Origin of the sequence: Streptomyces sp. P3 (genome assembly GCF_003032475.1) — a bacterium.
Lineage (GTDB): Bacteria > Actinomycetota > Actinomycetes > Streptomycetales > Streptomycetaceae > Streptomyces.
Genome location: NZ_CP028369.1, coordinates 6,607,101 through 6,631,704 on the forward strand (window position 1 = coordinate 6,607,101; position 24,604 = coordinate 6,631,704).

21 protein-coding genes are annotated in these 24,604 nt (G+C 69.9%); 11 read left to right on the forward strand and 10 right to left on the reverse strand.

Annotation, left to right across the window (positions count from 1 at the left end; all coding sequences use genetic code 11):
- Positions 1-240: 240 nt before the first annotated feature.
- From C6376_RS29030 to eno, 6 genes are all read right to left on the reverse strand, one after another.
- A complete protein-coding gene (locus C6376_RS29030) occupies positions 241-1,107 on the reverse strand; it encodes a 3-hydroxybutyryl-CoA dehydrogenase (RefSeq protein ID WP_107446116.1) in 867 nt (288 codons plus the stop codon).
- Positions 1,108-1,363: 256 nt separating this feature from the next.
- The gene (locus tag C6376_RS29035; protein ID WP_107446117.1) at positions 1,364-2,284 is read right to left on the reverse strand and encodes a LysR substrate-binding domain-containing protein; all 921 of its coding nucleotides are present in this window, start codon (positions 2,282-2,284) and stop codon (positions 1,364-1,366) included.
- A gap of 95 nt (positions 2,285-2,379) precedes the next feature.
- A complete protein-coding gene (locus tag C6376_RS29040) occupies positions 2,380-3,489 on the reverse strand; it encodes an alcohol dehydrogenase catalytic domain-containing protein (protein WP_173985754.1) in 1,110 nt (369 codons plus the stop codon).
- 129 nt (positions 3,490-3,618) lie between these two features.
- Positions 3,619-4,170, reverse strand: a complete 552-nt coding sequence (locus tag C6376_RS29045) for a carboxymuconolactone decarboxylase family protein (protein WP_107446118.1) — start codon at positions 4,168-4,170, stop codon at positions 3,619-3,621.
- A 34-nt stretch (positions 4,171-4,204) separates the two neighbouring features.
- Complete coding sequence (locus C6376_RS29050; protein WP_107446119.1) at positions 4,205-5,209, reverse strand: VOC family protein; 1,005 nt, start codon at positions 5,207-5,209, stop codon at positions 4,205-4,207.
- A 66-nt stretch (positions 5,210-5,275) separates the two neighbouring features.
- Positions 5,276-6,586, reverse strand: a complete 1,311-nt coding sequence (gene eno, locus C6376_RS29055) for a phosphopyruvate hydratase (RefSeq protein ID WP_107446120.1) — start codon at positions 6,584-6,586, stop codon at positions 5,276-5,278.
- Positions 6,587-6,995: 409 nt separating this feature from the next.
- Between eno and C6376_RS29060 the strand changes: the two genes are divergently transcribed.
- Positions 6,996-7,589 carry an NADPH-dependent FMN reductase gene (locus tag C6376_RS29060; RefSeq protein WP_107446121.1) on the forward strand — a complete coding sequence of 198 codons (594 nt, stop codon included), beginning with the start codon at positions 6,996-6,998 and terminating at the stop codon, positions 7,587-7,589.
- Between the two features lie 161 nt (positions 7,590-7,750).
- On the opposite strand, the gene C6376_RS29065 is transcribed toward C6376_RS29060, so the two are convergent.
- Positions 7,751-8,800, reverse strand: coding sequence for a LacI family DNA-binding transcriptional regulator (locus C6376_RS29065; protein ID WP_107446122.1), 1,050 nt, complete (start codon positions 8,798-8,800; stop codon positions 7,751-7,753).
- 186 nt (positions 8,801-8,986) lie between these two features.
- On the opposite strand from C6376_RS29065, the gene C6376_RS29070 reads away from it, so the two are divergent.
- Entirely contained in the window at positions 8,987-9,766 is a 780-nt protein-coding gene (locus C6376_RS29070; protein ID WP_107449260.1) for a fumarylacetoacetate hydrolase family protein, read from the forward strand.
- Between the two features lie 94 nt (positions 9,767-9,860).
- Here the strand turns inward: C6376_RS29070 and C6376_RS29075 are convergent, their stop codons facing one another.
- The gene (locus tag C6376_RS29075; RefSeq protein WP_107446123.1) at positions 9,861-11,129 is read right to left on the reverse strand and encodes an MFS transporter; all 1,269 of its coding nucleotides are present in this window, start codon (positions 11,127-11,129) and stop codon (positions 9,861-9,863) included.
- An 858-nt stretch (positions 11,130-11,987) separates the two neighbouring features.
- On the opposite strand from C6376_RS29075, the gene C6376_RS29080 reads away from it, so the two are divergent.
- The 3 genes from C6376_RS29080 (at position 11,988) to C6376_RS29090 (ending at position 14,691) form a co-directional block, all read left to right on the forward strand.
- Positions 11,988-12,992, forward strand: a complete 1,005-nt coding sequence (locus C6376_RS29080) for a C-terminal binding protein (RefSeq protein ID WP_107446124.1) — start codon at positions 11,988-11,990, stop codon at positions 12,990-12,992.
- Positions 12,989-14,014 (forward strand): phosphotransferase family protein, encoded by a 1,026-nt coding sequence (locus C6376_RS29085; RefSeq protein WP_107446125.1) that lies wholly within the window; start codon positions 12,989-12,991, stop codon positions 14,012-14,014. Before C6376_RS29080 ends, C6376_RS29085 begins: the two co-directional genes overlap by 4 nt.
- Positions 14,015-14,160: 146 nt before the next feature.
- Complete coding sequence (locus C6376_RS29090) at positions 14,161-14,691, forward strand: cupin domain-containing protein (RefSeq protein WP_107446126.1); 531 nt, start codon at positions 14,161-14,163, stop codon at positions 14,689-14,691.
- Positions 14,692-14,809: 118 nt separating this feature from the next.
- On the opposite strand, the gene C6376_RS29095 is transcribed toward C6376_RS29090, so the two are convergent.
- On the reverse strand, positions 14,810-15,103 hold the full coding sequence (locus C6376_RS29095; protein ID WP_107446127.1) for a CPCC family cysteine-rich protein: 294 nt from the start codon (positions 15,101-15,103) through the stop codon (positions 14,810-14,812).
- Positions 15,104-15,892: 789 nt separating this feature from the next.
- Complete coding sequence (locus C6376_RS29100) at positions 15,893-16,888, reverse strand: LacI family DNA-binding transcriptional regulator (RefSeq protein ID WP_107446128.1); 996 nt, start codon at positions 16,886-16,888, stop codon at positions 15,893-15,895.
- Between the two features lie 215 nt (positions 16,889-17,103).
- Here C6376_RS29100 and C6376_RS29105 point away from each other — a divergent pair, with 215 nt between their 5' ends.
- The 6 genes from C6376_RS29105 to C6376_RS29130 all read left to right on the forward strand — a co-directional run bounded on the left by C6376_RS29105 (position 17,104) and on the right by C6376_RS29130 (position 24,518).
- Positions 17,104-18,390, forward strand: a complete 1,287-nt coding sequence (locus C6376_RS29105; protein ID WP_107446129.1) for an MFS transporter — start codon at positions 17,104-17,106, stop codon at positions 18,388-18,390.
- A gap of 15 nt (positions 18,391-18,405) precedes the next feature.
- Positions 18,406-19,260: an alpha/beta fold hydrolase gene (locus tag C6376_RS29110; protein WP_107446130.1), complete on the forward strand. Its 855-nt coding sequence runs from the start codon at positions 18,406-18,408 to the stop codon at positions 19,258-19,260.
- 1 nt (position 19,261) lies between these two features.
- A complete protein-coding gene (locus C6376_RS29115; RefSeq protein ID WP_254076111.1) occupies positions 19,262-20,335 on the forward strand; it encodes an alpha/beta hydrolase family protein in 1,074 nt (357 codons plus the stop codon).
- Positions 20,336-20,455: 120 nt separating this feature from the next.
- A complete protein-coding gene (locus C6376_RS29120) occupies positions 20,456-21,601 on the forward strand; it encodes a serine hydrolase (RefSeq protein ID WP_107446131.1) in 1,146 nt (381 codons plus the stop codon).
- A 57-nt stretch (positions 21,602-21,658) separates the two neighbouring features.
- Positions 21,659-23,383: a CocE/NonD family hydrolase gene (locus C6376_RS29125; protein ID WP_107446132.1), complete on the forward strand. Its 1,725-nt coding sequence runs from the start codon at positions 21,659-21,661 to the stop codon at positions 23,381-23,383.
- A gap of 253 nt (positions 23,384-23,636) precedes the next feature.
- Positions 23,637-24,518: a LuxR C-terminal-related transcriptional regulator gene (locus tag C6376_RS29130; protein ID WP_107446133.1), complete on the forward strand. Its 882-nt coding sequence runs from the start codon at positions 23,637-23,639 to the stop codon at positions 24,516-24,518.
- Positions 24,519-24,604: the final 86 nt, after the last annotated feature.

Genomic DNA, 24,604 nt, shown 5'->3' on the forward strand with positions numbered 1-24,604 from the left:
ATCGGCGGGAGACGGAGCACCTGGAGGTCTGCTGCACCCCCGCGCGCGCCGACAGCGTCTTCGACCTGCCCGGCAGCGCTGCTCGCGGTCCATGTCGACATGGACCGCGGCCCCTGGCAGGAGTCCCCTGACATGGACCGCGGCCCACGGCGAGGGCCCCAGGGAGGCGCGCACGCGGGGTGGCGACGACGGCGGCCGGACGCGGCGGCGTACCCGCGTGCGAGGGCTTCCGGCGCGAACTCAGGCCGCCGGGTAGTCGAAGAATCCCTGCCCCGACTTACGGCCCAGCAGGCCTGCTTCGACCATGCGGCGCAGCAGCGGGGGCGGGGCGTACAGCGGTTCCCGGTACTCCTCGTAGAGCGCCTCGCCTATCGCCGCCACGGTGTCCAGCCCTATGAGGTCAGCCAGGTGGAGTGGCCCCATGGGGTGGGCGCAGCCGGCCGTCATGCCGGTGTCGATGTCCTGCGCCGTCGCCGTGCCGGAGCCGACCATCCGCACCGCCGCCAGCAGAAAGGGAATCAGCAGGGAGTTGACCACGAAGCCCGCGCGGTCCTGCGCGACGATCGTCTTCTTGCCCAGAATCTCGCCGGCGAAGGCCCGCACCCGCCGTTCCGTGGCCTTCGAGGTGTGCAGCGAGGGGATGACCTCGACCAGGGGCATGACGGGAACGGGGTTGAAGAAGTGCAGGCCGACGACGGTGTCCGGACGTCCGGCCGCGGCGGCGAGCCGGGCAATCGGGATCGAGGAGGTGTTGGTCGCCAGCACCGTGGCCGGGTCCGTGACCACCTCGCCCAGCTGCCGGAACAGCGCCGTCTTGGCCCGCTCGTCCTCGACGGCGGCCTCGATGATCAGATCGGCCCCGGCGAGGCGGGAGACGTCGCCCGTGACGGAGACACCGGCCAGGGCGTGCGCGCGGTCCTCGGACCTGAGGGCACCGCGCTTCTCCGCCTTCAGCAGGGAGTCCGCCACACCGGCGAGGCCCGCCCGGGCCCTGTCCTCGCTCACGTCGCACAAGGTGACGTGCAGGCCCGCCCGGGCACAGACCTCGGTGATGCCCCGGCCCATCTGGCCGGCGCCTACGACGCCCACGTGCCTGATCGTTGTCATGTGTGTTCCTCCGCCTGTTCCGGGCCGGGCGGCGGTCGACGGACCCCGCCACGGTGTGTGCTGCCGTGTTGAGCGTAGGTCGGTAACACCCCCTCTGACCTGCTCGGACGGTGCGTCATCCGCGTACAAACGTGCGCCGCTTCGACGATGTCCGAAGGCTGCGACGGACGGTTCGACCGCACGCCGCGACGGACGGTCGGACCGCATGCCCATGAGGCGTCGGGCGGGTGCCCGACGCCTGCTGTGGACCCCCGTTTCAGGCGGTGGCGGCGGTGACGGAGGTCGTGGCGGCGGCGGCCTCCCGCAGCCGGCGGATCACCCCGCGGACCGCGGGCGAGGTCTCCCCCCTGCGGTAGGCGCCGACCAGCCGGGTGGTGAGCGCCACGTCCGCCAGCGGACGGTACGCCACCCCCGGGATCTGCACGCGACGCAGTGAATCCGGCACCAGGGCCACCGCGAGACCACCGCCGACCAGTGTCAGGGCCGCGATGAAGTCCCGCACCGGGGGAGACCACCGCGGACTGAACCCCCCGCGCTGCGCCACTTCGAGGATCTGGTCACGGCAGCCGTACTCCTCGTCGAAGTGCGGGGCCACGAAGTTCTCGTCACACAGCTTCGCCGCCGGTATCGCCTCGTACGCCGCGAGCGGCGCGGCGGCCGGCAGCGCCAGGACGACCCGCTCGGTGAGCAGGCAGGTGGCCGTGACCTCCGGCGGGTATTCCGGCCGCCAGCGCAGGAAGCCGACGTCGACGTCCCCGCACGCCAGCGCCTCCAGCTGGGCAGGGGTTTCCAACTCGCGTACTTGCACGGTGAGTTCGGTGCCGGGGGCCGTGCAGCGGGTGAGGACGTCGGTCAGCACCCCGGAGAACGCGGCGGAGGCGACGTACGCGAACTGGGCGTGTCCCAGCTCCCCGCGGCCGGCGCGACGGCCCACCGCCTCGGCACGTGCCACCTGGTCGAGCGTCAGCCGCGCCTCGTCGAGGAACAGCCGCCCGGCGCTGGTCAGGGCCGGGCGGGTGCGCCGTCCACGGTCGATCAGCCGTACGCCCAGGTGCGACTCGAGCGCTCTGACCTGTGCGCTGAGTGCCGACGGAGCCAGGTGCAGGCGATCGGCCGCCCGAGCGAAGTGCAACTCGTCCGCGACGACGACGAACGATTCCAGCCAGCGTAGTTCCATCGGTTCCTCCATCCCGCCGGGAATGCACACCCCGCGGCGGCGTCAGGGCAGGACAGGACCGCCGCGGGGTGAGTTCGGTGGATTGCGGCTCGGGTTCAGGGGATCACGACGTAGTTGCTGAATCCGCCGTCGAGATCCGCGGCACGTCCGGAGATCGCCTCGTTGACCTCCGACAGCGGGAAGGGCTTGCTGATCAGGTAGGACAGGTCCAGGGCACCGGTGGCCACCATGTCGGCGACCTCCTGGCCCTGCGCGGTGGTGAACCAGTTGGAGCCGATCAGCTGGACCTGCTCGTCCATCAGCCACTTCACGTCCACGGGCAGCCGGTCCGCCACGCCGCCGACATTGACGACCCTGCCGCCGCGGCGGACGCCCTGCATGGAGTCGAGCATCGTCTCCACCGGGGCCTTCGCGCCGAGTGCGCTGATGACGAAGTCCGCGCCCTCGCCGCCGGTCCGGGACTTCGCCCACGCGCCGGTGGAGCCCTCGCCCAGCCGCATGACCTCGATCCGGTCCGGGGCCAGCCCCTTGACCCGCTCGAGGAGCTCCTCGTTGCGGCCGGTCCCGAGGACCCTGGAGACACCCGAGGCCAGCGCCAGGAGAGTGGAGGCGACGCCGAGGGTGCCGGTGATGCCGTCGATCAGCGCGACCTGGCCGGGACCGGCCGCGGCGTGTCTCAGGGCGCCGTAGGAGGTGCCGATGTAGCCCAGCTTGCCGGCCTGCTCGAACGTCATCGAGTCCGGAATGTTGACGATCGCGTGCTGTGGCGCCGTCATGTACTCGCAGAAGCCGCCGTAGGGATAGAGGTCGAAGATCCGCTGGCCGTCGCGGGAGGTGCTGAAGTAGCCGTTCAGCGTGAAGTAGCGGCAGCGGCTGAGTTCACCTCCGCGGCACACCTGGCAGCTGCCGCAGGACCGCAGCGGGCTGACGTAGACCCGGTCACCGGGCCTGGTGTTCAGCACCGCCTCGCCGACCGCCTCGACCACGCCGGCGGGGTCCAGGCCGAAGATCGCGGGCAGTTCGGGCAGGGGCTGGTGCGGATACCAGGTGGGCCAGTTGTTGATCACGTTGGCCATGTTCGGCACGATTCCGCACGCCTTGACGCGCACCAGCACGTCGGTCGGCCGCGGGGTGGGCACGTCGACCGTGTCCACGGACATCGGCTCACCGAGTGCGTGCAGTCGTGCCGCGAGCATCTTCGCCATTGACATACTCCTTGGAACTGTTCCGTCCCGACGGTCGAGGGCCGGAGGTCTTCTCTTCGCGACCGAGGCGGTGGAACTGCGGCGCGGAATTCACATGCGATGTGGTGCTGGGCCGTTCGGCGCCGGGTGCTACGAATTCCCGAACGGATTCGCGTAGCCGTCCTCGAGATCGATGTCCAGCAGACCCATGATGCGGACGCCGGAGTTGTACCAGGCGATGGACAGGGACAGTTCGACCATCTGCCGGACCGACAGGTGTTCTGCGGCGGCGCGCCATGTCTCCTCGGAGACGTCGACGTGGAGCGTGGACTCCCTGGCGAGCCGCATCACCGCCTTCTCCGTCTCGTCGAACAGGGCGGACGACTCGAAGTCGGCGACGGCCGCGAGCTGTTCGCCGGTGAGGCCCGCCGCGAGTCCGTGCGACTGGTGGTGTGCGACCTCGTAGGAGGACCGGGTCGCATGGCCGACGGTCAGGATGGCCAGCTCACGCAGTTTCGGGCTGAGGTCGGCGGCCCGCAGCGAGTTGGCGTAGGTCAGGAAGGCGTCCAGCTGTGCCGGCGCGTGGGTGAGGGCGAGGAAGATGTTCGCCGTCGGTACCTTGCGTTCGGCCTCCAGCCGGTCGTACAGCGGCTTCAGCGAGGCGTCCGCGTCCTCGCGGCGAACATAGGGAACTCGTGCCATGGCGTCTCCTTGAGGGACGGTCGTGGAAAAAGGATCAGGGGAGGGGCTGTTCGAGCAGGAACCGCTCCAGCGACATCGGATTCGGCGGTTCGGCCGGCTCGGTCCGGGGTGCGCCGACGAACGGCGACGCCTCGAAGTACCACTTCTCCAGGGCCGGCAGACCCCAGCGGGCGTTGGTGCTCAGGGAGGCCGCGTCCCAGCGCACGGGTTCGATCTCGGTGTCGATGGTCTGGTAGTGGCTGTTGAAGACCTCCACCCGGTGACCGTCGGGGTCGCGGAGGTAGGCGAAGAGCATCCCGCCCGGACCGTGTCGTCCGGGGCCGCGCTCCACACCGTCGCCGTAGCCGAGGATGCCCGCCCAGTCGCAGGCGCTGAAGATGTCGTGGCTCTCGGAGACGGTGTAGGCGAAGTGGTGCAGCGCGGGCCCGGTGTTCTCGACGATCGCGAGGTCGAGACAGGTGCCCTTGCGGTACATGAACGCACCCAGCAGCTTGTCGCCGTGCTCCAGGTACTCCGAGTTGCGGAAGCCGAGTTCGCTGTAGAAGGCGCACAGCTCGTAGGTGTCGGGCGCGAAGATCTGGTAGTGGTCCAGCCGCTGCGCGTGAGCACCCCTGTACTGCTCGAAGTCGATGTGCAGCCGGGGCCGGGTCTCCATGTGCGCGCACAGTTCGAGGGGCGTGCCGATGGGGTCGGCGACGTGCAGGGTACGCCCCTGATGGGGGACGTCGACCCACTCGGCGGGCAGCCCACGCTCACGGAACCAGGCGTACGCCAGGTCGAGGTCCTCGTCGAAGAACACCCGGAAGCCGATCCTCCTGCAACTGCCCGCGCCTTCCTCGTCGAGCTCCAGGACGAGGCTGTGGTGGCAGGCTTCCGCCAGCCCGCGCAGGTAGCAGGTGCGGTCGTCCTCGTCGCTGACGACGAGCCCCAGCGCTTTCGTGTAGAAGTCCCGGCTCGCGGCCAGGTCGGCCACGGTGAGCCGGACGTGGCTGGAGCGGGTGATGTTGAAACGCGGGCGCAGGTTGACGGGTGGCAGCATGCTGGTCTCCGTGCTCCGATCGGCTCTTGCTCTCGATTTCGATGACTGTAATTCTTCGAAGCGTTTTCACGGCTTGGCCGTGAGAGCCCCGGTCCGGGCGAAAGTGAATGCGGACCAGCCGCTGAATTCCGCGGAGTCGCCGAGGGACTCCTCGATGCGCAGGACCTCGTTCCACTTGGCCATGCGTTCGGAGCGCGTGAACGAGCCGACCTTCAGCTGGCCGGCGTCCCAGCCGACGCTCAGATGCGCGATGGTCACGTCCTCGCTCTCGCCGGAGCGGGCCGACACGATGGTGCCGAAGCCGGCAGCCTTCCCGGCGCGCAGGGCTCGGTACGCCTCGGTGACCGTGCCCGCCTGGTTGGGTTTGACGAGGACGGCATTCGCCGCGCCGTCGATGGCCGCCGCCTCGACGCGTTCGGCGTTCGTGACCAGGTAGTCGTCGCCGATGACCTGGCAGCGGCTCCCGTAGCGGCGGGTGAACTCCCTCATGCCCTCGTGGTCGTCCTCGCCCACCGGGTCCTCGACGGACAGGACGGGGTACTGCTCGATCCAGCCGCCCAGCATGTCGATCAGTGCCGCCGTGTCCAGCGTGCGCTCGTCGAGCGCCAGCGTGTACCGGCCGGCGCCGCCGAACTGCGAGGCGGCGACGTCGAGCGAGATGCCGACCTCGGTCGAGGGGGTGAAGCCGGCGCTCTCGATCGCCCGGGTCAGCGTCTCCAGGGCCTCCTCGTTGGAGTCGAACGCCGGCCAGAAGCCGCCCTCGTCGGCCACCCCCTGGGCCTTCCCCGCCTTCCGCATCAGGCTCCCGGCGGCCCGGTAGATCTCCGCCGTCCAGTCCAGTGCGTCGGAGAAGCTGCCTGCCGCGGGACAGACGACCATGAAGTCCTGCACGTCCACCCGACGGTCCGCGTGGGCGCCGCCGCCGAAGATCTGGATCTCGGGCAGCGGGATGCGCACCGGCCGCCCGCCGGCCAGGTGCTGCCACAGCGGTACGCCCTGCGACGCGGCGGCGGCGTGCAGAACGGCCATGGAGGTGGCCACGATCGCGTTGCCGCCGAGACGGCTGCGGTCGGGGGTCCCGTCGAGGTCGATCAGGAGCCGGTCGACGGTCTCCTGGTCGCTGCTGTCCAGGCCCAGGAGGGCAGGCGCGATCTCGCCGTTCACCGAGCCGACCGCGCGACGGACGTCCAGACCGCCGAAGCGGTTCCCGCCGTCGCGCAGGTCGAGCGCTTCGCCCCGGCCGGTCGAGGCCCCGGCAGGTGCGATGGCCCGTCCGGTCGCGCCGTTCGCGAGGTGTGCCTCGACCTCCACGGTCGGCCGACCGCGTGAGTCCCACACCCTGCGGCCGTGGAGCTTGGCGATCCGCGCGTCTGTCATGGCGGTGCGACCTTTCGGAGTCGGGGTGGTGAGGGTGGTGAGCGGTCCGCGGGGGCTGTCGTCGGACGAGAGCCGTGTCCGTCGTGGCGCAGGACCGTGGCCGGCGGTGCCGGACCGGGCGAAGGACGCTCAGGGCGGCAGCCCGCCGCGCTCACTGTGCTAACGATAGCGCAATCGTGCGAGGCGTTGTCGATTGTGTCAAGAGTCCGGCAGCAAGAGGATGTCGAGGGGTGCGTGCACTCCCGGCGGATCTCGGCGATCGCACCTTCGGCAACCGCAGTGCTATCGTTCGCATAGCCGGGGTGTCCCGGCCGAAATCCCGGCGGACCCGCTGTTCCTGGACGGACGGACAGCACAGGCGCGCGGGTCCGCCGGACCGGATCACGGCACTCAGGAAAGCGAGCCCGACATGGCGTCCGAACCCCCCGCGACACCCATGACCCTCACCACCGTGGTGGCCAGCACGCGTCCCGGACGCGTGGGCAGGTCCGTCGCGGACTGGTTCACCGCCCGAGCCGCGGAGTGCGAGCACTTCGAGTCGCACACCGTCGACCTCCGGGAACTCGCCCTGCCCTTCTTCGACGAGCCGCATCCGCCCGCGCTGCGGCGGTACACCAGGAGCCACACCCTCGCCTGGAGCCGGATCGTCGAGGCGTCGGACGCGTTCGTCTTCGTCACCCCGGAGTACAACGGGAGCTTCCCGGCCCCGCTGAAGAACGCCTGGGACTACCTGGTCGTGGAGTGGCAGCACAAGCCGGCCGCGTTCGTCGGCTACGGAGGAGTGTCGGCGGGCACCCGGGCGGTGCAGATGGGCAAGCAGGTCGTGGCGAATCTCAGAATGCTGCCGATCGGTCCGACGGTGAGCATTCCCTTCATCGGCGAACGCGTCGAGGACGGTGCTTTCCGGCCCGGCAAGATCCACGAGGCGGCGGCCGAGCAGGTGCTCGACGAACTGGCGCGTACGTCACGTGTCATGCGGCGCCTGCGCAACGGGACGTACTGAGCCGGACCCGACCGGCATGACTCGCCGAAGAAGGTCCCGAACGAGGTTCCGCACGAGGTCCGGAACGAGGCAGCGCATGACGCCCGGCAGGCGAAGGCGCCCGGAGTGCATCGCTCCGGGCGCCTTCGCCGTGCCGCGTTGCGGGCCTTCGCCGGGTCGGGTCAGTCGCCCGCCGCCGCTCGGGCGACCCCGGACGGGCCGCTGCCGCCGGGGGGCGCCGTGCTGCCGCGCAGGATCAGGGATCCGGGCGAGACCGAGGTGTACGGGCCGTCGTTGCCCGCCCCCGTCTTGAGCCGGCGCATCAGCCACAGCGCGCAGCCGGTGGCCATCTCCTGGATCGGCATGCCGATGGTGGTGAGTCCGGGGCCCCACCAGGAGAAGCCGGGCTCGTCCCCGAACCCGACCACGGACAGTTCGCCGGGCACCTTCGGTCCCCGCTCGGACAACTCCTCCAGGACCCCCAGGGTGAGCTGGATCGATCCGAGGACGAGCGCGGTGGGCGCGTCGGGTCCGCTCAGCAGCCGGCGCACCGCCCGGCGCCCGTGGTCCACGGAGGACGGCGGCCCCAGCTCCGTGCGCCGGGCGTCGTCCGGCAGCCCCCCGTCCCGCAGGGCGGTGCGGAAGCCGCGCAGACGGTCCGCGCCTGTCGGCAGCTCCTCGGGTCCGCCCAGGTAGGCGATGTCGGTGTGGCCCAACGCCACCAGGTGGGCCGTGGCCCGGCGCAGCGCCTCGTGGTCGTCCACGCCGAACCACTGGGAGCCGAGCGAGGGGTGGCGGCGCAACAGTTGCAGGTGCGGCAGGGTGCGCAGCAGCTTGACGGACTCGTTGTGCGGGCGGGCGGTGGGCACGATGATGACGCCGGCCACGCGGGTCGCGGACAGCTCCCGCAGATGGCGCAGCTCCACCATCCGGTCGTCGTCGGTCTCCGAGAGCATCAGCTGGTAGCCCTCGGCCTCCATGTTCTTGGACAGTTCGTGGGCGATGGTCGAGTAGAAGCTGTTGCGGATGTCCGGGATCACCAGCGCGACCACGTTGCTGGACGCGCCCCGCATCATCCGCGCCGCGCGGTTGCCGACGTACCCCATCTCCGAAGCGACCTGCCGTACCCGGAACTTGGTCTCCTCGCTGATCCGCGCGTCGTCGGCGAGCGCCCGGCCGACGGTCGAGACGGAGACCCCGAGACGCTCGGCGATGTCCTTGGTCGTGACCACGTAAAGGATCCCCCTCGACTCGCTGACCCGTGCTGTCACTTTCCGTGTGCCAACGATAGCGCTCGTCGTCGCGCTCCGTGGTCGGACGGGGTGACGTCTCCTTGTTGATCATTCCGATCGTGCTAACGTTAGCATTGTTGGTCGGATCGTGCAGCCGCCTGTGGCTGCCCAGTTGCGGAGGTGTCCGTGCGGATCGTCAGATACGCCGTCGACGGCGTGCGTCACTACGGGGAACTCGAAGCGGGCGACATGGGGATCGCGCGATGCGAAGGTGATCCCTATACCGGGCTGGCGCCCACGGGGCACGTCGACAACGTCGGTGATGTCACGGTTCTTTCGCCGCTCGACCGGCCCCGTATCTTCGGATTCGCCTACAACTACGCCGCGCACGTCGACGAGACCGACCACGAGATCCCGGACGTTCCCGTGTGTTTCATGAAGCCGAGCACCGCGGTCGTCGGTCCGGGAGATGCCATCGTCTATCCGGCGGATGGCGAACTGATTCATTTCGAGGGCGAGTTGGTTGTCGTCATCGGAAAGGAAGCCCGGCATGTGAAGCCTTCCGAGGCTCATGAATACATCCTCGGTTACACGTGCGGAAATGACGTCAGCGATCGCATCGTCCAGCGCAGGGAAAGCGCGTACGGGACGCTTCTCATCGGGAAGGGCCAGGACACGTTCGCACCCCTGGGGCCCGTCATCGCCACCGGGCTCGACCCCGCGAGGCTCTCCCTGACGACCCGGGTGAACGGCGCCGTCGTGCAGTCGGCGAGCACGGCCGACCTGCTGCTCACCGTCCCCGACCTCGTCGGCTATCTCAGCCGCCATCTGACGTTGCTCCCCGGGGACGCGATCATGACCGGCACGCCGTCCGGTGTGGGGCCGATCCGCCCCGGGGACGAGGTCGAGGTCGAGATCGAGGGAATCGGGGTCCTGCGCAACCCGGTCGTGGCCGGGACCCGCTGACCCCGGTCGTTCGCGGGGAGCCCGCCCGCACGCGCCGGGGGCCGGCACCGTCAGACGGTGCCGGCCCCCGGCGCGTGCGGGCGGTGCGCGGTGCCTAGCGGACCGCGTTGTTGAACTGCGCGGGGCGGACGAAGGCCAGGGCGGCGACACCCACCAGGGGCAGCAGTGTCACCTGCAGCAACCCCGCTCCGCTCCAGCCGAAGGAGTCCACCAGGGCGGCGAAGAGCAGGCCCGAGAAGGCCGCCGTCCCGTAGTAGCTGGTGACGAAGAGACCGGAGGCGCGGCCGATCTGCTCAGGACGGACGGCCCGCTGCATCGCGCTGTTGCTGTTGGGATAGATGAAACCCAGACCGAAGGCGCCCATGAGGAAGGCGAACAGGCACTGCAGCCCGACCCCGGCATGCGTCTCGTAGATGCACGCGGCGATGGCCGAGACGGCGAGCAGGCTTGCGATCAGCAGGTTCCGCTGGTTGATCCGGTCGCCGAGCCAGCCGCCGAGAACAGCCGTCATCCCGCCGAATCCGAGCAGGCTCATCGCCAGCGCCGCCTGCTCGGAGGTGTAGTGCAGCGAGGTGATGAGGTACGTCGGGTAGAGGCCGAGGAAGCCGTAGATGGCCACGCCGCTGACCACCGAGTGGATCGCCAGCGCGACGGTGTTCCGGTTGTAGGCGGAGGCCGGCATGTACTCGTAGGTCCTGCTCGAGGCGGCTTTCTCGACGCGGTGTTCGGTCAGGCCGGCCCTGACGAGGAAGAGGGAGGCGGCGGCGATCAGCAGACCGGCCGCGCCGAACAGGTAGAACGGCGCATGCCAGGTGCCGTGCGTGCTCATGAGCCGCACCCCGATGAGCGGGGCGATGAACACGCCGACGGAGTAACCCACCCCGATGATCCCGAAGGCCAGGCCCCGCCGGTGGGTGAAGAAGGCGCCGATCGCGGCGAAGATCGCCGCGGACTGCATGCCCTCGCCGAAGCCCGAGACGACGCGGTACACCGTCATGTCGGCGAGGCCGGTCGCCAGCGGAGTGGCCATCGTGCCCAGGGAGTAGATCACGATGCTGACCAGGAGCACCGTCTTGCGCCGGAAGCGGTCCAGGAGGTAGCCCGCGGGCAGGCCGGCCAGGGCCATGCCGAGCGTGAAGTTCGTCGCCAGCAGCCCGCCCTGTTCCAGCGAGAAGCCGTACTCCTGACGAATGTCGGGCAGCAGCGGCGGGAAGACCTGGCGGTCCATGGCGTTGATCATGTAGGAGAGGACGACCAGCAGGAAGCCCACTGCGATCATGGCCCGGGAAATGGGCGCGCGGTTGTCTTCCCGGGCGCCGTCGGCGGACACGGCAGGGGTGTCGACTTGGGCTGCGTGAGTCATTGCGGCTCCAGAGGAGGGATGGGTCGCGGCAGGCCGCGGCCGATTCATCGCGGGTACGGTCCCGTACGGCGACGACGAGAGACGGTGAGCCGAACACCGATACGTTCGGCCGGAGGCGTCGACGCGCCGCAGGCGGCGGAAAGCGGCGACAGGGCTGACGCGCGGTCGGACGCCGCATGTGGAATTCAGCCGTTGATCGCCTGTCGGGGGACGTCCGTGGCTATGGAGTCTTCGACGGCTCGGCCCTGTTCGGACATGTGCCGGAAACAGGGCGGCGATGGCAGAAACCATGCGGGCAAGTCCGTGGTGCGTCAAGACGTGAACGCCGCTTTTCTCTGATTGCGCTCGTATTTCCGGTGACGACGGGGTTCGCCGGGGGGTCGGAAGGAGTTCGGACGGGGGTTCGCAGGGGGCCGGAAGGAGTTCGGGCAGCGTCCGTCCGCAGGGGGCGGAAGGGGTTTCGGCAGCGTCCGCAGCGGGCGGAAGGAGTTCCGTGGCGGCTCCGGACGAGCTGCCGCGGCAGGCGGTCGGTCCGCACCCGCACTCTTGACGCCTCGAAGGCCGTCAGTGCTATCGTTAGCATCGCGTGGCTGTGACAGAGTGATCCGACATGCCCCTTCAGACGTGTGACCCGTTCCGGGGGCGTACCGCGAGGCCTTCGCCGACCACAAGCCGGCGGGAGCCGGCGTTCGACCCGAGCCCAGCGACCCTCTCCACCTCGCCCGCGGCGACCGTCGGCGTCATCGGACGATGCCGGCGTTCGCCCTCCGGGCGACGATCAACCCGCTGACCGAAAGCGACCGGGCGCCACGCCCGGCCATCCGCATCGGCCGCACGATTCCGCGAGGACGACCTGCCATGAAACCACCGAGCCGCCCCGGCACCGTGCTGCTCACCGACTACGCCTGGCCCGACGACGCCGTCGAGCGATCGGTTCTCGAAAAGGCCGGCCACACCCTCGTGACCGGACCCGCCGAACCCGCCTCCGCCGAAGTGATCGACGACCTGGTCGCCGAACACCGGCCCGCCGGCATCCTCACCTGCTGGGCGCCCGTCTCCGCCACCGCCGTCCAGACGTCGCCGGACCTGAGGATCGTCGCCAGACTCGGCGTCGGTCTCGACAACATCGCCGTGGACAGAGCCACCGAACGCGGCGTGTGGGTCACCAATGTGCCTGACTACTGCGTCGAGGAGGTCTCCGACCACGCGGTGGGCATGGTGCTGGCCTGGACCCGCGGCCTGGCCGTGTTCGACCGCGACGTCCGGGCCGGCCACTGGAACCCCGCGAGCGCCAAGCTGCGCCGACTGTCCACGCTGACCTGCGGCGTCGTCGGATACGGGCGCATTGGGCGCGCCACCGCCCGCAAACTCGGCGCGTTCGGCTGCCGTATCCTCGCGCACGACCCGTACCCGCCGAAAGACGCACCCGGAGTGGAACTGGTGGGCCTGGACGAGCTGCTGCGCCGCAGTGACGCGGTGATCCTCCACGTACCGCTCACCCCCGGCACCCGCCACATCATCGGCACCGAACAGCTGGCCCTGATGAAGCCGGGCGGCCTGCTGGTCAACGTCAGCCGGGGAGGTCTCGTCGACACCGACGCGGTCGTCAGGGCACTGGACGCCGGACAGCTGGACGGGGCCGCCCTCGACGTGTTGGAGAGCGAACCCCACGTCCCGGCCGGACTGCTCCGCCAGCCCGGAGCACTGATCACCCCGCACGTCGCGTTCTCCTCGGACGCCTCGGTCGCGGAACTGCGCCGCCGCGCCGCGGAGGACGTCGTACGCGTTCTGGCGGGCGAGGCACCCGCCCACGCCTGCAACAGTCCCCGCGGCCTGACGACCGAGCCGGCGGGACGGCGATGAGCGCCACCGGCTCCGCGTATCCGGCTCCGGACTCCGCGCTGACCGACTTCCTGATCGCGCACCGGCTCGCCCGCCCCGGTGAGACCGCCCGCTGGACACCGCTGGCCGGGGGCGTCTCCTCCGACCTGTGGATGGTGGACCTCCCGGGACGCTCCCTCTGCGTCAAACGCGCGCTGGCCAGGCTCAAGGTCGCGGCCGACTGGCAGGCGCCCATCTCGCGCAACGCCTACGAATGGGCGTGGATGCGGTTCGCCTCCCGGCACCGGCCCGACAGCGTGCCCGGACTGCTGGCCCACGATGCCGAAGCCGGCCTCTTCGCGATGGCGTACCTGCCGCCCGAGCACTACCCGGTGTGGAAGGCGCGACTCCTGGCCGGAGAGGTGCGGCCGCAGACCGCGGCGGCCGTCGGGGAACTGCTCGGCACCCTGCACGCGAGGAGCGCGGGCGACGCCGGCCTTGCCGCGGAATTCGCCACCGACGACAACTTCCACGCGCTGCGGATCGAGCCGTACCTGCTGGCGACCGCCGCCGAGCACCCCGATCTGAGCGATGTCCTCGAGCGGCTCGCCGACCGCACGGCCACCACCCATCTGGCCCTGGTCCACGGCGACGTCAGCCCCAAGAACATCCTCGTCGGCCCGTCGGGACCCGTGCTGCTGGACGCCGAGTGCGCCTGGTACGGAGACCCTGCCTTCGACCTCGCCTTCTGCGTCAACCACCTGCTGCTCAAGAGCCTGGTCGTACAAGGGCGGCGCGCCGAACTGCTGCGGTCCGCCCGCGTGCTGGCCGAGGCGTACGCACGGTGCGTCGACTGGGAGGACCCGGCCGGCCTCGCGTCCCGAGCAGCCTCGCTGCTGCCGGCCCTGCTGCTCGCGCGCGTGGACGGCAAGTCCCCGGTGGAGTACCTCACCGACGACCGGCACCGGGACTTCGTCCGCACCGTGGCCTCGGTGCTGCTGCGGGCGCCCGCGCACACGGTGGCCGAGATCCTGGACGCCTGGGCCACGGCACTGCAGACCTAGCCCGCACTGCCCGGCAACCGGTCCGCCCACCCCCTGGGCAGCCGGTCCGTCCGACCGCTCAGCACCCGACCCGACTGACCCCTCGGCAGTCGGCCGGACCGGCCCGCCGGATTCGACGTGCCACGGGTCCGACCAAGGAGAGAGACATGCGCAGAGTCGTCACCGGCCACGACGCGAACGGCAGGTCGGTCGTCATCAGCGACGGACCGATCCCGCGCAGCCGCGAGTTCACCAGCCTTCCGGGCTGGGTGTCCCGCCTGCCCTGGGCCACCGAACCCGGCGAACCGGTCAGCCGCGGGGGCGAGGACCCCACGCCGAGGATCACCAGCCTGCTCCCGGCGCCCGGCGGCACCCGGTTCATCGTGCTGACCTTCCCGCCGGACAGCGCCATGGCCGATCCGTCGTTCGATCCCGTCGCCTTCGATCAGGAGCAGCGCGCCGACTCGCCGGGCATCGCGGACCTCATGGAGCCCGACGGCATGCACACGACGCCGACCGTCGACTACGGCCTCGTGCTGCAGGGCGAGATCGTCCTGGAACTGGACGACGGCCGGTGCACCCGGCTGTCGGCCGGTGACGTCGTGATCCAGAACGGCACCAGGCACGCGTGGCGCAACCGCAGCGGCGAACCGGTCACCATGGCCTTCGTCCTCGTCGGCGCGCACCGCGACGACTGACCGAGCAGGCCGGCTCTCGTGCCGTGGTGTGCACCGGGATGTAGGCGAAGAAACAACTGTCGGACGTTGCTGTCGCCGGGATCGGTCGCTGTCCGGCGACGTGATTCACCTGGCAATGTCATGCCGTGGGGTATTCGTTCGGCAGCGGAGCGCGTACCGACGCGGTGCGTCGCTCGTTGCTCGCTCCCAGAGCAAGGAAATTTTTTCGGGCTTCCGTGAGGCTGATCCGGCCGTTGGGGCCGCCTCGCACGCGGTCGGCATCGTCGTCGTCCTGGCCGTCGTCCTCCCAGAAGCACACGGGGCAGATCTCGAAGCAGTCGCGCTCCTCGAGCGTCAGGAAGCCGCAGCAGGGGCACGGGTACGGGCCGTCCTCGGCCTTCCCGTGGTCGTTGACGAACCGTGTGGTCACCATGGCATCCTGCCCTGCCTCGCGGCCGACCGCGAGCGAGTTCCCCAGGCGCTGAACAGCTGCGAAAACGGATTGCGCGCGGCAACGTCCTTCCGGGGCGCCTCTCGGCGAGCCAGGTCAGGCGCCACCGGGCCGGCACTTTCGCCGGGTCGATCCGCAGTAGCGCCGCAGCAGTTCCGTGCGCTCAGCCGGAACCACGTCAACACCTCCGTGTGAAAGCCCGTCAGGCCGGGTCCGGCGTGATCGCCCCGCTGGAGGAGAGCGTCCCGGACGGCTTCCGGCCAGGGAGCCCTCCCGCGACCACGGATATCACGCCCTGCGCCACTCCTGCGCCGCCGAGCAGGGGGAGGCGCGTACCTTCCTCACCGCGCGGCTTCACGCGGCAGCGCCGCCGTCGACGCGGCCTTCGCGCGGGCCGGACGACCGGCGGAAGCGCGGTCCTGGCCCAAAGTCCCCGAGAAGCCCCACGGAGGCCGCCGCACCCCCCTCCTGACGCACATCCATGCGGGCCAGAAGGGGCGCGCCGCGTCCGCAACTCAGATGTCCCGGAAGAGACCACTGGGTTCGCTGACCTGGGGTGCTGTGTGCTTGTGGGTCGCTGACCTGTGTAAATGACCTTTCGGCTGTTTCGCGGTCGTACCCGGTGATGGAGCCGGAAGTCCCAGGAAAGTCCCAGAGGACTCCCACTGGCAGGAGTCGCTTCTTCGGCTCTATCCATGGCGTGCGAGTAGGGCTGGCTGGTGACCTGCATCGACGGTCTGCCCCGAACGAACCCACCAGGCCATCAGCCGACTACGTCGTTTCGCGCTGGACGACGGCGAGGATGTCGTCCGCGCCGGGCGCACTCGGCGCTGCCGGGGCCGGAGCGCCGGCCAGTGAGAGGATGCTTGTGGTGAGGTTGCCGGCCGCCACGGTGAGGTCCATCCGGATGGTGGTCAGGGCCGGGACGGCAAGTGAGCTGACCGGGAGGTCGTCGACGCCGATGAGGGCCAGGTCGTCCGGGACGTCGATGTGCTGCGTGCGGCAGCTCGCCAGGACGGCGAGGGCGATCAGGTCGTTGAAGGCGGCGACCGCTGTGACCGGGTTGGCGCCCTGGGTCCACTGCGTGACGGCCTCCCGGGCACTGGCCCGCGAATAGCGCATGCTGATGACCTGCGGCAACGGCAGACCCAGGTCGACGCAGGCCCGGGTAGCCCCTTCCAGGCGGGGCGGGCAGAAGGGGCGCTCCCGGGGATCGTCCAGCGCGGCGTAACCGATGTGCCGGTGCCCGCGTGACGCGAGGTGCTCGATCTGCATGCGTCCGACCTTTTCCTGGCTCAGCCCGGTCAGGCCGGCACGGCCCGGCGTGAATACATCCTCCAGCAAAGGGATTTCAGCCCGAAGCAGTGACTGCGCATCGGTGGCCGGCAGACCACCGAACGCGACGACCACCGCCGGCTGGACGTGTTGCCAGAGCTCGGCCAGGGGCGTGGTCGTCCCGTCGTGGTGCAGGTACACACAGGTGTAGCCCGCCTCGCCCAGCGATCGGCCGAGGGCCAGCTTGAACTGCTCCATAGCCTCGGCGACGGGGAGATCCGGCACCACGCAGAGCACGACGTTGCTGCGGCCCTTGCGCAGTGCACGGCCGGCTCCCGACGGTACGTAACCGAGACGCTCCGCCGTCTCCAGCACGCGGCGACGGGTCTCCGCAGAGAGACCGTGCTCGTCCCTCCCGTTGAGCACGAAGCTCACGGTGGTCTGTGAGACCCCGGCCTCTCGCGCCACGTCCTTGCTGGTGACCCTCGGCAACGCCCCTCCCGACCTCTTGCCACACCCTCCGGCACAGGCTACGGTACGGCGATCAGCGACCTAATACGTATTAGAGCGTATGGGGACGCCGTTTCGGTAGCCGCAATGGCCTGTAGGGGGACGCCCCGCACCCGCTCTGCCCGAGCCGCCCATCCCCGTCGAACACCGTCCCCACGCGCGCCGACCGGGCGGAATCACACGAAGAGAGATCTGTCATGGACGACACGATCCCCGTCAGCACCGACACGACGCCCGGCCGCCGGGTCGCCTCCTCCGCCGACCCGGTCCGCCTTAACCGTCTGCTCGCCTGCGTATTCCCGGCGACCACCGCGACGTACGCCCTGTTCAACGCCATCGGGGTGATCCTCCTCCCCGCCCAGGTGGCGCGAATCGCGCCTGACTCCAAGGTCGGTGTCCTGGCGCTGCTGACCACGCTGGCCGCGGTGGCCTCGATGATCGCCCTCCCCACCGGAGGAGCGCTGTCGGACCGCACGCGGTCCCGGTTCGGACGACGCGCCCCCTGGCTGATGGTGATGGCCTGCGCCTCCGCGCCTCTGACGATCGCCATGGGCCTGAGCGAATCGCTGGTCGTCCTCGCGACCCTGCTCACGGTCCTGTGGTTCACCATGAACTTCTACGGAGGGGCGCTCGCGGCGATCCTGCCCGACCGCGTGCCCGTGGCCCGCCGTGGCATCGCCTCCGCGGTCATCGGCCTGGGCACGCCCGTGGGCATCCTCCTCGGCGTCAACCTGGCCAGCCGGGTCAGTCAGGTCTGGGCGTACACGGCTCTCGGGTTTGTGCTGCTCGTCACCACGCTCGCCCTCGTCGCCGGTGCGCGCGAACCGTCTTCGCTCGACCTGGTCACGGAAAGACCGAAGGACCGGGGCAACGCGGCCGCGGCTGTCCGGGTGTTCTTCCGCGCGTTCGGCCACCGCGACTTCGCGCTGGCCTTCGCCAGCCGGTTCGGCCTGTTCCTGTCGTACTTCACGGTCTCCGGTTACCTGTTCTTCGCCGTCCAGGACTACGTCGGCGCCGAGAACGTCCCCGGCGGCAATGTCGCCGTCGCGGTGAGCACCCTCTCGACGGTGTCGTTCGGCACCTGGATCGGCGTCGCCACGCTCTGCGGCTGGCTCGCCGACAAGTTCGACCGGCGCAAACTGTTCATCGCGATCAGCGCCGTCGGGCTGGGACTGTCCCAGCTCATACCGATCGTCAGCCACAGCTGGGGCGCGATGCTCGCCTACTCCGCGGTTTCTGGTGCCGCCCTGGGCACGTACTTCGCGGTCGACCTCGCCGTCATGTCGCTGGTCCTGCCGGACAAGGAGAGCGAAGGGCGCGACTTCGCCATCCTCAACGTCGCCACCGGTCTGCCCCAACTCGCCGCCCCGGCCATCGCCGGCGCGCTCATCAGCCTCGGCGGCTACGGCTCACTGTTCATCGTCGGCAGCGCGTGCGCCCTGGTCGCCGGTGCGCTGGCCATGTGCATCCGCTCGATCCGCTAGCCGACGGAGGCTTCCATGATCATGATCACCACGCCCGCACGGGTGGCGCTCTGCTACGACACCTTCGGCGATCCCGGCCACCCCCCGCTGCTGCTGATCCAGGGCCTCGGGGCCCACATGCTCGGCTGGCACGCCGCTCTGTGCCGCCAACTCGCCGACGCGGGCTTCCATGTCGTCCGCTTCGACAACCGGGACGTCGGCCTCTCGCAGAAGTTCCCGCAGGGCGGCTACACCGTGGCCGACTTGGCGAACGATGCGGCGGGCCTCCTCACCGCTCTCGACATCCCCGCGGCGCACATCGTGGGCCAGTCGATGGGCGGCATGGTCGCCCAGCAGCTCGCCCTCGACCACCCCACCCGGGTGCTGAGCCTCGCCCTGATCTACACAGCGCCCAGCACCGACTTCATCGTCGGCCGCGACCTGGTCGACGAGCGCACCCAGCGCCCCCGGGCCCGCGACGAGGACGAGGCGATCGCGCTCTACCTCGACAACGAAGCGGCCTGCGCCTCACCCGGATTCCCCCAGGACACGGCCTGGCTCCGCGAGCTCGGCGGTCGGATGTATCAGCGGAACTACGACCCCGACGGCGTGGTCCGCCAGGTGGAGGCACTCGACAACTCCCCCGACCGCACGCCCCACCTGCACCGCATCACGGCACCCACCACGATCATGCACGGCGACGGCGACCGCCTGATCGATCCCGGCGCGTCCCGGGCCATGCACGAGCTGATCCCGGATTCGACGCTGACCATCCATCACGGGATGGGCCACGAGCTTCCCCGAGCGCTCTGGCCGCAGATCGTCACCCAGATCCGGGACAACACCGCACGCACCCAGATCCGGGACAACACCGCACGAGGGAGCGCGTGACATGGCCGAGGGAGCACATGTGGGCCGGGCCCGGCCCACGACCCGGCGGATGGTGCTGATGCTCGCTTCGGCACTGGTCCTGTTCGTCGGCGTAGCAGCCCCGAGCCCGGCCTCGGCGGCTGACAGCCCGTTTTGCGTAGTCCGGACCGCCGAGCCCGAGGGCGGACTGACTCTGGTCTCGGTCGAGCGCATCGACGCCCGCACACGGATGTACGCGTTCCGTTCGAAGGCGGTCGGCGACGCCATGTCCGACGGGCTTGTCCGGGTGCGCGTCATCCTGCCCGCCGACTACGACCGCTCGGCCGGCAAGCGCTACCCGGTCATGATGCACCTGCACGGCACCAACGACTCGCCCACCACCTTCCCCGCCGGCGAGGTGGAGCAGGTGCTGGGCGACAACGATGTGATCTTCGTCGAGCCCGACGGAGGCCCTGCCGGCTTCTACGCCGACTGGTACGGCACTCCCGTCACCGGCCGCGATCTCTTCAACGGACCGGTGCCGTTCCCGCCCCCGGCGTGGGAGACCTTCCACATCCGCGAGCTGCTCCCGTGGCTGGACAAGACCTTCCGCACCACAGGCCGACGCGCGATCACCGGTACCTCGATGGGCGGCTTCGGCGCGATGGCGTACCCCGCCCGCAACCCGGGAGTCTTCGCCGCCGCCGGCTCCTTCTCGGGCGCCGTGGACCTCGACACGCTGTACCCGATCGGTCCTGCGCTGATCACCCTGGCCTGGGACCCGTGCATCTTCGGCGACCGAACGCTGCAGGCCGACAACTGGAAGGCGCACAATCCGGTCGACCTGGCTGCCGAGCTGCGCGGAGTGTCCCTGTTCGTCGCCAGCGGCAACGGGCTGCCCGGCCGCTACGACGACCCCGTGAGCGCCATCGCAGGAGCACCCATGGAGATCCTGGTGCGCCAGAGCGCCGAGAACCTCGTCGCCGCACTCGACCGGAACCAGGTGCCCGTCACCACCTGGTTCTACGGCAACGGTGCTCATGGCACGCGGTTCTACATCTACGACGATCTGCGCCGCTTCCTGCCCCAGGCGATGAGCGCACTCAACCGCAGGTAGCCGATGTGAGAAGGCGAGGCGCACGCAGAGCAGTACCGCTGACTGACCGGTGAGCCCAGGCCCGTGCACGACCTGATCCCGGATGCGACGCCGACAACACCACACGAGGAAGTGCGTGACATGACAGCAGTACAGGTGCAAGGCCGCGTGGACAGAGGTTTCGAACCGATCGCGGACGCCTTCGCCGACAACTTCCGTCGGCGCGGCGACACAGCCGCCTCCTGCGTGGTGTACGCCCAGGGAGCCCCGGTCGTCGACATCTGGGCCGGACGGACCGCCCGGGGCACCTGGACACCCGACACTCGCACCGTCGTGTTCTCGGTGAGCAAGGGTGTCACCACCCTCTGCCTGCTGATGGCCGCCGAGCGCGGACTGATCGAACTCGACGCCCCGGTGGCGAAGTACTGGCCGGAGTTCGCCGAGAAAGGCAAGGAGACGACGACGGTACGGCAACTCCTCTCGCACCAGACCGGCCTGGTGGCGCCCGAGGCGGATGTGACGGTGGAGAACCTGCGCGCCTGGAAGTCTGTGGCGGACGCGCTGGCCCGGCAGGCACCGACCTGGCCTCCGGGAACCGCCTACGCCTACCACACGCTCACGTTCGGCTGGCTGGTCGGCGAGGTGCTGCGCCGGACCACGGGGCTGCGCCCCGGCCAGTGGCTGCGCGAGCACGTGGAGGCTCCCCTGAACCTGACGATGACGTACGGCGCCGACCCCACGGCCGCCGATTTCCACCCCCTGGCAGACCCGCTGCCCCACACCGACCCCGAAGCCGCCGCGTTGATGGCCAACGCTCTCGCCTCACCGTTGATCGAACGCTCGATGAGTCTGGGGGGCGTCTTCGACACCGCCGACCTCATCCAGACCGCCAATGGGGAGGTGTGGCTGTCGGTCGAGATCGCTGCGGGCAATCTCGTGACCAGTGCCCGCAGCCTGGCACGGCTGTACGCGGCCACAGTGGGAGAGGTCGACGGAGTCAGGCTGCTGGGCCCGGACACCGTCCGTGATGCCCGCGTGCCGCGCTGCGAGGGCCGGCCGTTCGTGGGGCCCGACGAGGGCAACCGCTGGGGCACCGGCTTCATGATCAGCTCAGCGCACCGGCCGATGGCCGGCCCGGGCAGCTTCGGCCACGACGGCTTCGGCGGCGGCCTCGCTTTCGCACACCTGGAATCGGAGATCGCCTTCGCCTACCAGACCGCACAGCCCGGGGGCCTTCCCGACGACCGATCCGACGCCCTCTGCCGCGCGCTGCGCGCCTGCCTGTGAACCGACCCCGGCACCTCAGGTCCCGACCCCGCCCATGAAAGAACCGGAAAGCAGGCCATGCCCACCACGCTCCCCCCGCCGGCGCCCCCGAGCCTGACCGCTCGCACGACGGACCGGATCCTGACCCGCCTGATGCGGCTGCCGGGCCCGCGATACGGCTACCGGGTCGAGCGGAACCTGCCAACACCCGCGCGCGACGGCGCCGTTCTGGTCACGGACCACTACGCCCCCGTCACCGACCGGCCGAAGGGCACCGTCCTGCTGCGCACACCGTACGGGCGCGGCTTGCCGCACGACCTGGAGGCCAGGGTCTACGCGGGCCACGGATTTCACGTCGTACTGCAAAGCTGCCGCGGCACGTTCGGCTCCACGGGAGACTTCTACCCGATGGCGAACGAGGCCGACGACGCCCAGGACGCGGTGGCCTGGCTGCGGACCCGGCCGTGGTTCGACGGGCGGCTCGCCACCGCCGGGGGGTCGTATGTGGGGTGGACCCAGTGGGCGCTGCTGATGGACCCGCCCCCCGAGCTGCGCACCTGCCTGATCGCCGTCGCCCCCCACAACATGCACGAGACGGTGTACGGCGCCGGAGCGTTCCAGCTCGGCGACTTCCTGTCCTGGGCGGCGATGATGGCCGGCCAGGAACGATTCACCGGGCTACGCGGTGTGGCCCGTGTGCTGACGATGAACCGGCGCCTGGCCCCGGTCTTCGGCTCTCTTCCGTTGGCCGATGCCGCCGACGCGGCGACAGAGCACCGCACCCCGTGGTTCCGCGAGTGGCTGACGACACCCGACCCCGACGATCCCCTGTGGGACGGCCTCAAACTTGACGACGCCCTTCAGCGGGCGAACGTACCGGTGCGGCTCACCGCCGGCTGGCAGGACCTCTTCCTCGACCAGACCCTCCACCAGTACCGGACGCTGCGTACCCGTGGAGTCGACGTCTCGCTCACCGTCGGACCCTGGACCCACCAGGAACTGAGCCAGAAGGGTATGGGACGCCTGCTCCGCAGTAATCTCGAATGGCTCCGGACACACCTCGCCGACGACGAGACACCGGCATCCCGACCGCCCGGCATCCGCGTCGAGGTGTACGTCACGGGCCAGGGCGCATGGCGACGGCTTGAGGAATGGCCGCCTGCGGCCGCCGAAACCGTGCGCTACCTGCAGCCGGACGGGAAGCTCCTGGCCGATGAGCCGAGTGGCGGCGCGCCGTCCACGTTCGTCTACGACCCGGCGAACCCTACACCGACCCTCGGTGGCCCTCTGCTCACCCTCGACAGCGGCGTCAAGGACAACGCCGACCTGCAGGACCGCCCCGATGTGCTCACCTTCACCACGCCCCCGCTGACCGCACCGCTGGAGATCATCGGAACACCCGTCGTCGAACTGGCGCATACCAGGAGCAACCCGCACGCCGACGTCTTCGTGCGGCTCTGCGACGTCGACCCGAAAGGCATCGCCCGCAACTTCGCCGAAGGACTCCTGCGCCTCGATTCCACCTCGCCCATCGACCAGGTGCAGTACGTGCGTGTGCGGCTCGACGCCTGCGCACACGAGGTCAGGCCCGGACACCGGATACGTCTGCTGACAGCCGGCGGTTCCCACCCGCGTTACGCACGCAACGAGGGCACTGGTGCAGCGCCCGGCACCGGGCACGAATTGCGGCCGTGTACACACACCATCCACCACGACACCGGCGCGGTCTCCCGCGTGCTCCTTCCCACGCCCGCCCCCAACAGACCCGTCCGGCACGGCCTTACCGATTCGACGGTTTCGTAGACGCCACCCAGCACACCATCAACCGCATGCCGAGTCATGCACATCAAGCTAAACCCGGCCAGCCTGGCAGCCCGTGCACTCGGCGACTTGGAGCGCCTGCTCCGCAGGCCGCACATGGCGCTGTAGTACCGGGACAGCATTCTCAGCGGACTCTTCGCCAACACCGGCTTCGCACTCGACAGACCGAACGGACCCCAACTCGCAGTCAAGATCCATTGATTGCCTCCTCACTCCTCGATACTGGGCGCATCACATGACTGTCCTGACAGCGGCTCGATCAGCACGGTTCACCACCCTCCTGCACGACATGCGGCGCATCACAGGCGTGGACGCGGTCATGGGGTCTCTGACCGTGGCCGATTCAGACCACTTCGTCATAGATCAGCTGGTCGGCGTCACCACAGAGGATTTGCGCAACCTCCGCGTCGCCATCGGTACGGGACTGGGCGGCAAGGCGATGGCCCTGAAGAGGCCGATGCAGGTGCCGGACTACTGCCGGGCGGGCGGCATCAGCCACGAGTACGACCCGGTCGTGCGCCGAGAGCAGATCCGTGCCGCGTTCGCCGTCCCGATCCGGGTTCCGGTCCCCGGCGGTCTCCGTGGCGTGGTCTACGGAGCAAGGCGCCACGAGTACGTCTTCGGCGACCGTGTCTTCGGCGACGTCACGGTCCTGGTGCGCGCCCTGGAACGGGAGCTCGCCGAGGATCTGGAATTGGATCGCCGATGGGAACACCTGCGGGTGGCGGCCGGGGGCAGCACCTCTGTCGCGAGCACGGGGATGAGCGCGGCCGAGCGCCGGATGCTCGTCGACGTCTGCTCCGAACTCGTGCACATTGCGGCAGAGATGGCCGACGGCTCTCAGCGCCGGCAGATCGAGGCTCTCGTGCGCCGTCTGGCCGGTCGGACGGCAGAACTCCCCGGGGCGGCAGAGGTGACCCGAGGAGCCCTCACGGAGCGCGAACGGGAGATCCTGGCCAAGGTCGCCACGGGTGCGACGAACCGGGAGGTCGCTGCCGCGTTGGGTATCAGCGCCGAGACCGTGAAGTCGAGTCTCACTTCCAGTATGCGCAAGCTCGGCGCGCGCAACCGTGTCGCTCTCGTGGCCGCGGCACGTGCGCAGGGTTGTCTGCGTTGAGGACATGGCAGCACAGGGCGTCCGCACCCCCCGAACGGGGGGCTTACGCCTCGCCGAGACGAGGTCTCGTCACGACCCATCCATAC